General features: G+C 34.4%; 11 protein-coding genes. 10 read left to right on the top strand and 1 reads right to left on the bottom strand.

Features of this window, described 5'->3' with window-relative positions:
- Positions 1-382: 382 nt before the first annotated feature.
- The 10 genes from QNJ66_RS24915 to QNJ66_RS24870 all read left to right on the top strand — a co-directional run bounded on the left by QNJ66_RS24915 (position 383) and on the right by QNJ66_RS24870 (position 9,198).
- A complete protein-coding gene (locus QNJ66_RS24915; protein WP_300511359.1) occupies positions 383-1,297 on the top strand; it encodes a S1 RNA-binding domain-containing protein in 915 nt (304 codons plus the stop codon).
- Positions 1,298-1,655: 358 nt separating this feature from the next.
- Entirely contained in the window at positions 1,656-2,138 is a 483-nt protein-coding gene (gene tsaE / locus QNJ66_RS24910) for a tRNA (adenosine(37)-N6)-threonylcarbamoyltransferase complex ATPase subunit type 1 TsaE (protein ID WP_300511358.1), read from the top strand.
- A gap of 14 nt (positions 2,139-2,152) precedes the next feature.
- Positions 2,153-2,863 carry a hypothetical protein gene (locus QNJ66_RS24905; protein ID WP_300511357.1) on the top strand — a complete coding sequence of 237 codons (711 nt, stop codon included), beginning with the start codon at positions 2,153-2,155 and terminating at the stop codon, positions 2,861-2,863.
- 9 nt (positions 2,864-2,872) lie between these two features.
- Positions 2,873-3,664, top strand: a complete 792-nt coding sequence (locus QNJ66_RS24900; RefSeq protein WP_300511356.1) for an ABC transporter permease — start codon at positions 2,873-2,875, stop codon at positions 3,662-3,664.
- Between the two features lie 42 nt (positions 3,665-3,706).
- Positions 3,707-4,516 (top strand): ABC transporter ATP-binding protein, encoded by an 810-nt coding sequence (locus QNJ66_RS24895; protein WP_300511355.1) that lies wholly within the window; start codon positions 3,707-3,709, stop codon positions 4,514-4,516.
- A 3-nt stretch (positions 4,517-4,519) separates the two neighbouring features.
- Positions 4,520-4,909 carry a hypothetical protein gene (locus QNJ66_RS24890; RefSeq protein WP_300511354.1) on the top strand — a complete coding sequence of 130 codons (390 nt, stop codon included), beginning with the start codon at positions 4,520-4,522 and terminating at the stop codon, positions 4,907-4,909.
- A 21-nt stretch (positions 4,910-4,930) separates the two neighbouring features.
- Positions 4,931-6,001, top strand: coding sequence for a folate-binding protein (locus QNJ66_RS24885; protein WP_300511353.1), 1,071 nt, complete (start codon positions 4,931-4,933; stop codon positions 5,999-6,001).
- Between the two features lie 128 nt (positions 6,002-6,129).
- The gene (locus tag QNJ66_RS24880) at positions 6,130-6,783 is read left to right on the top strand and encodes a toll/interleukin-1 receptor domain-containing protein (RefSeq protein ID WP_300511352.1); all 654 of its coding nucleotides are present in this window, start codon (positions 6,130-6,132) and stop codon (positions 6,781-6,783) included.
- Positions 6,784-6,788: 5 nt separating this feature from the next.
- Entirely contained in the window at positions 6,789-8,363 is a 1,575-nt protein-coding gene (locus QNJ66_RS24875) for a CHASE2 domain-containing protein (protein ID WP_300511351.1), read from the top strand.
- 34 nt (positions 8,364-8,397) lie between these two features.
- On the top strand, positions 8,398-9,198 hold the full coding sequence (locus QNJ66_RS24870; protein ID WP_300511350.1) for a hypothetical protein: 801 nt from the start codon (positions 8,398-8,400) through the stop codon (positions 9,196-9,198).
- On the opposite strand, the gene QNJ66_RS24865 is transcribed toward QNJ66_RS24870, so the two are convergent.
- Positions 9,182-10,477 (bottom strand): ShlB/FhaC/HecB family hemolysin secretion/activation protein, encoded by a 1,296-nt coding sequence (locus QNJ66_RS24865; protein WP_300511349.1) that lies wholly within the window; start codon positions 10,475-10,477, stop codon positions 9,182-9,184. The genes QNJ66_RS24870 and QNJ66_RS24865 overlap by 17 nt on opposite strands.
- Between the last annotated feature and the right edge of the window lie 182 nt (positions 10,478-10,659).

Here is a 10,659-nt window from a genome sequence, read left to right as displayed (position 1 = left end):
CTAGTTTTTAGTGATTGAATTAGCCGAATTCACGATTTTTAAAAAATCCATTTCATAAAAAATAATTTTTGATGCCAATTTCTTATTTTTTAGGTTTTGTTTTTTCTTCATGAATAATGCAGGTTAAATTGCATAGCTTAAAACTTGAAAACCCTTCTGCCTCCTGCCCCCTGCCCCCTGCCTCTTCTAGAATATAAGATAGGTTTGAGAACCGGATTTAGTATTAGATTGGGCCCGGCAAAAAGCATAACTTGTGTTACCCTATGAGAGATCGAGGATTAGTAGCGGTCGGGCAGCCCGTGAACTAAATAGCTTCTGGAAGCGTTTTAAATGCAGCCAAAGTATTAGCCAATCAATCAGTCTTTACTTATCATTAACGATTATGACTTCAGACTCCGCTTCCCCCAAGGGTTCTCAAATTTCCTTTTCTATGGATGACTTTACTCAAGCCCTTGATGACTACGATTATAAATGCGAAAAAGGCCAAGTGGTTCGGGGAAAGATTATACAGCACACCGACGATGGAGCTTATATTGACATAGGCGGTAAGTCTGCCGGATTTGTTCCTATCAATGAAGTTGATTTACAGTCTCGTCCTAACTTGGCTGAAATGTTACCCATTGATGAAGAAAGAGAATTTGTTGTGATCAGCGAACAAAACGCTGATGGACAGGTTAAACTATCCCGTCGTCAACTACAACTCAAGGAAGCTTGGGAAAATGTGGAAGAAATCGCTGAATTGGGTAATTCTGTACAAATGCGTGTCACCCGAACCAATAAAGGGGGTGTGGTTGGCGAAGTTGAAGGGTTACAAGGGTTTATTCCCCGATCGCATCTCATGGAAAAAGAGGATTTAAACTCATTAGTGGGACAATTATTAACTGCTACTTTCCTAGAGGTTAATCAAGCTGCTAATAAATTAGTTCTTTCCCAACGTAAGGCGATCGCAGCAGCGAGAATGGATAAGTTACAGGTAGGTCAATTAGTGAGTGGAAAGGTTGCTAGAATTCAACCTTATGGTGTTTTTGTAGATTTTGAAGGGGTTTCTGGACTTTTACATATTACGCAAGTTAGTGGTTCCCGTGTGGATGATTTGAACCATTTGTTTAAGTATAATCAAGAAATTAAAGTGATGATTTTGACTATTGATGAGTATAAAAATCGCATTGCTTTATCTACTAAAATTCTAGAAAATCATCCAGGAGAAATAATAGAAAATATGGAGGAAGTTATGAAAACTGCTGAAGCAAGAGTGGCAGAAGCTAAGGAGAAAATGGAAAAAGAAGAACAAAGTTAGGGCTTTTTTGATATTAATTTAAGTAAAATTGTTGCTCGCTTATTAGTTGTGTTGGTTGTGTAAGTACAAACATAAGTGACCAACATTTTTTATACTATAGATAATTAATAATTGTCATTCTGATTTTATATCTTTGTGTGTCATTCCGAACTACGAAGAATCTCTTTAATAATTAACAATTAATAATTGTCATTGTGAGGAAGGAGGAATCTTTAAAATTTTATCAACATAAATGATGTAATAATTTTGTCACGGATTAAAATAAAAAGTAATAAATAAAGTTAGTTGGAAGTGAAAAAATGACCAAAGATTTAATTTCCTACTCGAAGAAGTCCGATTTTTATTCATGGTAAACAAGATGATGAGACCCTCTAATGTTTTGATATTAGCTAATTTTGAGGGAACAAAAGCCCTTGGCCAGAAATTAGGTCAAAATTTGCCTGAAGGGTCTGTTTTGTTGCTTAAAGGGGACTTAGGGGCAGGGAAAACCACCTTAGTACAAGGAATAGGAGAAGGTTTAGGTATAACTGATGCTATTGTTAGTCCTACGTTCACTTTGATTAATGAGTATCATCAAGGACGTTTACCCCTGTATCATTTAGATTTGTATCGTCTCGAACCGAAAGCAGTGGCAGAATTATATTTAGAACAATATTGGGAAGAAGGGGAAGCATTACCGGGTATTACTGCTATTGAATGGCCTGAAAAGTTATCTTATCTTCCTGTAAATTATTTACAGATTCAATTATCTTATAATGAGGGGACTGGTCGTCAAGCTATCTTGCAACCTGTTGGTGACTTTTGTGTTAATTTAAGTCCAATTGTTAAACCCTTTATCTAAACTTTATTTTCAATATGTTTTATCAGAAAAGTAAGTTAAATTTTAAGGCTTTTTCTTGTGTGATAATATTGACAGCATTTTCTACTATAGTTGATCCTGTTTACAGCCAAACGGCTGATTCTAGTTCGGAAAATTCTCTTGATTTACCCCCAGAAGTTATTAATAATAGTTCAGTTTTACAACGATGGATGAAAGAGGTTCCTAATGTTTTGGAAGATATTAATCATGATCCTAGTTTTCGTACTAGAATAGGTATAGGATATGCGGAATTTCCTTCTACTCAACACGATGGAGGAATTAATATTTCTGTGAATGATATTTTTATTGGTCGCACCGGTTTAACTGTTAGTGGAGACTATGAAACTTCTTTTGGAAAAAGGGACGCAGGAGGAGTTAATTTACAGTATTATTTATTACCTTTAGGTTATTATGTTAATGTTGCTCCTGTGGTTGGTTATCGTTCTATTAGTACCAATAATTATTCAGAAGATGGGGTTAATATTGGTGGTAAAATAATCTTTCCTTTATCTCGATCTGGTGCTGCTGATCTGTCTTTTTCTCAAACATTTATTTCTCCTGGAGATGATGATGAAGTTGGGGTAACTAATGTTTCTTTTGGTTATGCTATTACTAAACAAATTCGCTTGGCAACGGAAATTGAAAAACAAAATTCACGGGTAAAAAAAGATAGTCAGTTTAGTATTATTGTAGAATGGATGCCTTGATTTTAAACTATGAAAAAAATTGTCGTTTATTTACAAGTTTTAAAGTTATTTTGGTCAACAGCGATCGCAGCAGAATTAGAATATCGTTTGAATTTTTTAATTGCTGTTTTTAGTAGTTTGATCAGTTTAACAGGAAGTATTTTTACTTTATTTTTATTTTATCGTACCAACTATACTTTTCCAGGATGGAGTTGGAACGAATCTTTAGTTGTTTTAGGAATGTTCACCTTATTACAGGGAGTTTCTGCTGCATTATTAGTTCCTAATTTGAATCGTATCGTCGAACAAGTACAACAAGGAACTCTCGATTTTATTCTCCTAAAACCTATTAGTAGTCAGTATTGGTTATCTTTAAGAAGTCTATCTCCTTGGGGTTTCTCTGATGTTCTTTTTGGTTTAATTATTATCATTTATGCCAGTTTTCAATTAGAGTTAAATATTCCTAATTATTTCTTAAGTTTCATAACAGTTGGATGTGCTATTATTAGCTTGTATAGCATTTGGTTTATGTTGGGGGCTACCAGTATTTGGTTTGTCAAAATTTACAATGTGACGGAAGTATTAAAAGGGTTATTAGAAGCAGGAAGATATCCTATTTCTGCTTACCCGGCTGCCTATCGAATTTTCTTTACTTTGGTGGTTCCTGTTACCTTTTTAACCACAGTTCCGGCTGAAATTTTACTGGGAAGAAATCAAGGAATATGGCTATTATTTTCAGGTTTATTAGCCATAGTTCTCTTGATAATTTCTCACTGCTTTTGGCAATTTGCCTTAAGATATTATACCAGTGCTTCTAGTTAAGTTATCCTAAATTTAAGTGAGGGAATTTGTTACTATTTAATTATGCACCATAATCCAGTATTTATCAAAAATCTTAGTCATCGTTATCCTGATGGAAACTTAGCTCTTGATAATATTAATTTGTCAATTAAAGCTAATGAAAAAGTTGCCTTGATTGGTGCAAATGGTTCAGGGAAATCAACTTTACAATTTCATTTAAACGGTATTTTCTTGCCACAAACTGGAGAAATAAGCATCGGAGAATGGACAATTAATGATGACAATTTAGTCCATATTCGTAACTTTGTGGGCTTAGTATTTCAAAACCCTGATAATCAATTATTTATGCCCACAGTTTGGGAAGATGTAGCCTTTGGTCCCATGAATAGAGGAGTAAAAGGACACGAATTAAAATTAACAGTAATAGAAGCAATGGAAGCGGTTAATATTAACCCTGAAATCTATGCTGATCGTAACCCTGATAATCTTTCAGGGGGAGAAAAAAAACGAGTTGCTATCGCTGGTGTTTTAGCCATGAAACCGCAAGTATTAGTATTAGATGAACCCTCGGCACAACTCGATCCTCGTTCCCGTCGTCAACTGATTAATTTACTAGATAAATTATCTTTAACCCTAGTGGTTGCAACCCATGATCTTGACATGGCTTGGGAGTTATGTGAGAGAACCATTATATTAAGTAAAGGACAGGTGGTTTATGACGGAAAAACTGATAAAATTATGAGTGACAATAGCTTTCTAGAAGAACACGCTTTAGAAGCCCCTTTAAGCTTCAGTCGTGCTTATTGTAACCTAGAAGATAGTCCTAATTTAAGCTTAGCAAATAATCGTCGATTGTCCCTTATCAAGGATTAATTAATGAAGCCAACTTTCAAGAATGCTACAGATTGGGAAAAAGCAGATATACTGATGCAACCTGTATTGTTTCTAGTCATGGATAACCTTCGTAAACAACTAGAAAAAACCAATTTAGTCGCCACTTATGAAGAAGTTCAAGAACCCTTACCAGGACATCAATTAAGCTTAACCCATGAGGATGCTTCTGTGACAATAAATGTTTGGGATATTTGTTTTAAAGTTTGTTTTATAGATTATCAATTTTCTTCAAACCAATCATCTCAAGATAGTATGATGGTAGAAATTGATGACAGTCTTTTTAATGAAGACCAAGAAATTAATTGGCAAAATCTAAAAACCAAAGCAGAACAAACTATCCAAACTATTATCAACAACTTTCCTGAAATTTGAAATAAAAGTTTAACAAAAATTATGCTACAAGAATTAAGAGACTTACAAAAAAAATCTGGTGCTATCTTAACAGAAGATGGAAACATTGTCGAAAGTTTTGGCAATGATAGTCAAGGATTTAAAAGTTCTTATAATGATGTTGTAATATGCGATCGCAGTCATTGGGGACTATTAAAATTGACAGGAAGCGATCGCTTAAGATTTCTCCATAATCAAACTACTAATAATATTAATAGTTTGCAACCTGGACAATTATGTGACACTGTTTTTGTCAATTCTACGGGAAGAACCCTAGATTTAGTAACCGCTTATGTTACAGAAGATAGTGTTATTTTATTAGTTTCTCCTAACCGTCAGAAATTTTTATATGACTGGATGGATCGCTATATTTTTCCAATGGATAAGGTAGAAATTAGCGACATTTCTGACAAAAATGCAGTTTTTACCATTATAGGAAAAGAAGCTAATACCAAGCTAAATCAATGGGATATAGCTAATAATTCTATAACTGAATTATCTACCAACCAACATAATTTTGTAACAACGAATGATGAGAAAATTATCATCGGTTATGGTACTGGTTTAAAACTGCCTGGTTACACATTAATTGTCCCAGAAAATCAAGCTAAGATAGTTTGGGAAACAATGATTAATTTAGGAATAATGCCTATTGGTGATTGTGTTTGGGAACAATTAAGAATCAAACAGGGACGACCTTATCCAGATCAAGAATTAACGGAAGATTATAACCCCTTAGAAACTGGTTTGTGGTCAACTATTTCCTTTGATAAAGGGTGTTACATTGGACAAGAAACTATTGCTAGGTTGAATACTTATCAAGGAGTTAAACAGCGTTTATGGGGTGTGAAATTAAACCAACCAGTCAAAGCAGGAAATACTGTTATATTGGATGATAAAAAAGTTGGTATTTTGACCAGTTCTATACAATTAGAAGATGAATATATTGGCTTAGCTTATGTTAAAACAAAAGCAGGAGGAGAAGGATTAAACGTTACCATAGGAGACAGTATAGGACAATTAATGTCTGTCCCATTCTTAAGCCATGAATATTATCAACCAGAGGCGAAATAAAATTTACTTAATCTATTATTAATCAACTGACTACTATAGGTTAACAAATATTTATTTTTGAATAATTTATCCTATGGTAAGATACCACTATTAAGGTTTAAAATAAGTTCTCAAGGGATTTAAAGAAAATGGTAGCGAATCCACCACAAATTTTTATCGCCCATGCTAGTGAAGATAAACCACAGGTTAGAGAACTCTATATCAAGCTGCTAAAAGCAGGGTATAAACCTTGGTTGGATGAGGAAGATTTAATTCCAGGACAGAATTGGAGAGAGGAGATTCCTAAAGCTTTAAAAAGCAGTGATCTATTCATCGCTTGTTTGTCCTCAACTTCTATCAGTAAACGAGGTTACATTCAGCGCGAGTTTAAGATGGCCATGAAAATGTTGGATGAGTTACCACCAGGGGAGATATATTTAATTCCCCTAAAATTCGATGACTGTCAAATACCGGAGATAAGACAGTCAGATTATGGCTTGAATCTCCAGGATATTCAGTGGTTAGACTATTGGCAACCGAATGGTTTTGAGAAGCTAATTAAGGCTATTGAGTATCAATTTGGGACTCAGGAAAAAGACTCCGAGAAAAGAATATCTACTCCTAATATTGCACAAGAGAAGACAAGCATTAACTATAGCGATCCAGAAGCAGTGAAAGATTGGCAAGAAAAGTTAGCGATGTTTCGGAAAGAAGAAGTGATTATTACTGATCCAGAGAAAAAATTTGTACTGAGAAAGAGAATTCAAGAGTGTATTGATAAAATAGAGGAATTGGGAGGATAAGTGAGATGTCTAGGGACCAATCGGATCTAGAAACTTGGAAAGAAAAGTTAGTGATGTTTCGCAGAGAAGAAGCGATTATTATCGATCCAGAGAAAAAATTTTTACTAAGAAAGAGAATCGAAGAATGTCAACAAAAAATTGCAGAGATAGAAAGTGATAGAAAAAATGATACAGAAATAACTGATAAACCACCTCCTAAACCTTCAAAAAGGGGAGCATCCCAATTTTGCACGTTAGCTTTTCTAAGAGGTGCTGAAATCCTTGGGTTATCATTATTTTGGGTTATGCTTTTACAAAAATGGGATGCTCCCTCAAAAAGTTACATTCCAAGTCATAATATACCAAAAAAATACCCAAAATTTTGGGCTATAGGAGTGTTACTTTTTTTTAGTTTATTACCACCCATACAAGACTTACTTTTAGAACCTCGTTTGTTAATACAGGCTTTTTATCGTAATCTTACTCATCAGGTTCCTTCCGAGGTAGAATCTCCGTTACTATTAGTACAAATTGACAACAAATCTTTAGTCCAAGCCGAAATAAGAGAAAGAAATCCTATTGATTATAGTTACTTAGGAAAATTAATTGAAGCAGCTAGTAATATTGAAGCTAAAGTTATCGGTATTGACTATATTTTAGATCAAACTCAAACACAACCCAATAAGACCAAAAATCTAGCCAATGCTATTACTAAGACAGAAGAAATTAAGTTTGTTTTTGCGACGATAGATTCAGAAAATACTTTGGAAGGCAGTATATCAGAAGAGATTATTACATTAGATTCTAATTGGTATCAACAGGGAAATATTAAATTTTATCAGTGGTATGTGGAACTACCCGATCGCAGGAATGACTTTTTTTCTCCTCCTTTTGCTTATCAATTAGCTTTAAACTACGCTTGTTTTCTCAATAATAATAATTCTGGCACTAACGACGAAAATTTGGTGACATCCTGTTCAGTTCTATCAAGTAGTAATAAAACTAGCCGTTTCCTTTATTCATTAAATATTCTTCCCATATCCCACTTTTTTCAGTGGTTTCAACCTATTATTGATTTTTCCATACCTCCTGATAAAGCGTATCAAACTATCTCTGCTTGTGAATTATTAGGAACTTGTGAAGTGCAAAATAATCAAGAAATAAATTTGAACTCAAAGTTGATTCTAATTGCACCTGGAGGATATAAAGAAGTAGGGGTGGAAAAAGAAAATGAAGATAATTTTACAGTACCATTTGCTTTTAATTACTGGCGCGGATGGTCTGAAAAAAACTTGACAGGAGGGGAAGCTCATGCTTATATGATTCATCACTTTTTAAACCGAAGATTAGTCATTGCTGTTCCCGATTTTTTGATGTCTTTACTATCAATATTAATGGCTAAAGTTATCAGTGTATTTCTTATAGAAAAATTAGAGAATATAAAAACAATTTCTATAATTTTAGGAGTAGTAAATATTATGTATGGATGGATAACATTACAAATATTTGTTTCTTTAGGTATTCTCATTCCTTGGTTATTACCCAGTTTAATTTTTTGGCTTACGCTTCACTATTCTTATCACAAGAAACTGTTATCATAGCACGAATTTTGTTTAATTTTAGGAGTCATGTATTATGTCTAAATTACCCAAAAAAATAGTTGTATATTTCAGCTTATTTATTTCAATTCTCTTATTAATTGTTTTTCCATTACAAGCTAATCAAGTTAAAGAATTTATTCATGATTCTCATCACCAACAGAACATCATAGATAAATCCGAAAATATAACCTATCTTGCTTTATCTTGGGGAGATATGTTGAATGCTTTAAGACGAAAAAAAGGAACGGGAGCATCTCGTGGCGGCAACGATACAATTTGTTTGATTGTCCCAGAAAAACTAAAAGAAAAGGAATCCAATAATCAACAAGAGGATGGAAGAAGACTAATTTGGAGTGAAAAACCTTTATTTTTAGTACAAGGTAATGTCAACGAAATTGTTGTCGGAACTAAAAATTTTCCAGAAACAGAAGAGGAAACTATGTGGACTTATAGAGTTCCCCAGTCTAATAACTCTAATGAATTAATCACTCACAGTATTGTTTATAACGGAAAACCCTTACAACCAAATAAAGAATATTCTTGGACAAATATGCCCTCAGATAATCCTAAATGGGCAAGATTTAAAATGATGAATCAAAAAACAAAAGAAATCATATCAAATGATTTAAAAAGTTTAGAAGAAACTCTACAATCAGCAGAAAATTCCAAGGAAAAAATAGCTAAAGAACGAGTTAAATATTTCGCAGAACGAAAACTATGGTCTGATTCTATCCGAGAAATGTATAGTAATCAAGAAATATTTTCAGAGGAGATAAAAGCCATAGAATCTCACCAATTTTGTGAACCTAAACCTGAACCTACAAGCGATACTTAACGTCAAAATAGACCGCTTCTTCCTGTACATTCTCGCCCCTATCTTCTAAATCAACCAAAGGTAGGGCAAAGTCAACTCGAATACTTAAATTATTAATAGGAGTAAAAATCAATCCAAACCCTAAACCACCCAAAAAAGTTTTATTCCGTAATAAATCTTGATTATCTGGATTATTCCAAACTTGTCCTAAATCCAAAAAAGGTGCAACTTGAAACACCGAATTTCCTTCCCCATTTCTTGCTACTGTAATCCTATCTTCAATCGAAAAACGAAAGCCATTATCCCCAAACCGAACATTCTGACGAAACCCTCGAATAGACTGTCCTCCACCGATAACAAATTGTTGAGAAGACAACAAACTATCGGGACTCAATTGTAAACTTCCCACCATAATTAAGAGGTTATCTGTTCCGATTTGTTGTAACCGTTGCGCTTGGAATAACCAACTAAAAAAACGACTATCAGCAAAAGGACTAGGACGAATAGTTGCATCAAAAATTCCCGTTCCAACATTAAATTGAGAACTCAAAGCCCAGACACCTTCGGGATCTCGACTGACATAATCAACCCCCAAATTAAAGACACTGGTTCGATCTTGGTTCAAATCTGGACCTAAAACCCCGATCGCTTGTAAACCAGTATCTAAACCAACCTCAGCGAAAAATTCTGCTAAGATAACAGGTAAACCAGAGGCTTGTAGGGCTTCAATTGGAGAACCATCGCGATAAGTAAATCCCCCCGAAACCGCTAATTCTTCCCTTAAAGAACGAATAATCGGCTGACGATAGTTAAGGGAATAGATTTCATAGTCGGAATTTAGTTCCACTTCAAAGCTTTCTAAACTGATTTGTCCCTCACTAATAATCGGTAAGGTTACTTGTTGATCGAATTCGCTGCGACTGATAAAAGTTCTTAGTTGCAGGGTTCCTTCCATCGCATTGAGGGGAATATTATAGTTAAGATCAAAAGTATCAGACTCCCCTGTAGTGGTATGGTTATAGGTTCCGGTGATGGTATCACCAAACCCCAGTAAGTTGCGATATTCTAGTTTACCTCCAATGCGTTCAGAACCAATAATAGGAGGGGAAAAGTTATCTGTACTAGCTTCAAAAGTCAATGCTTGGGCTGCTTCTATGGTAACAATTAAAAGACTTTTTCCCACTTCTCCTGTAGGTCTGAGACTGGCAGTTACATCGTTAATTAGGGGACTGGTTCTTAATAAACGGAGTTGTTCTTCTATATTACGGGCATTTAAGGGTTTAGAATTGGCTAACCACATCCTGGCTACTACGTAGTTTGCTAATCGGTCATTTCCTTCAATGGTAATATCTGCTAACCTGCATTATTCATGAGAGAATTGAGAACAAGCCTGAAAGCCTTATATAATAAGGAATATGGAGATTTGACCCCAATAACAGTCTGTAATTTTTATCTATTACTAACTATTGATTATTTAATGAT

Source organism: Crocosphaera sp., assembly GCF_030064895.1.
In the GTDB taxonomy this organism is placed as follows: Bacteria; Cyanobacteriota; Cyanobacteriia; order Cyanobacteriales; family Microcystaceae; genus Crocosphaera.
This window is presented reverse-complemented; position numbering and strand designations above follow the sequence as displayed.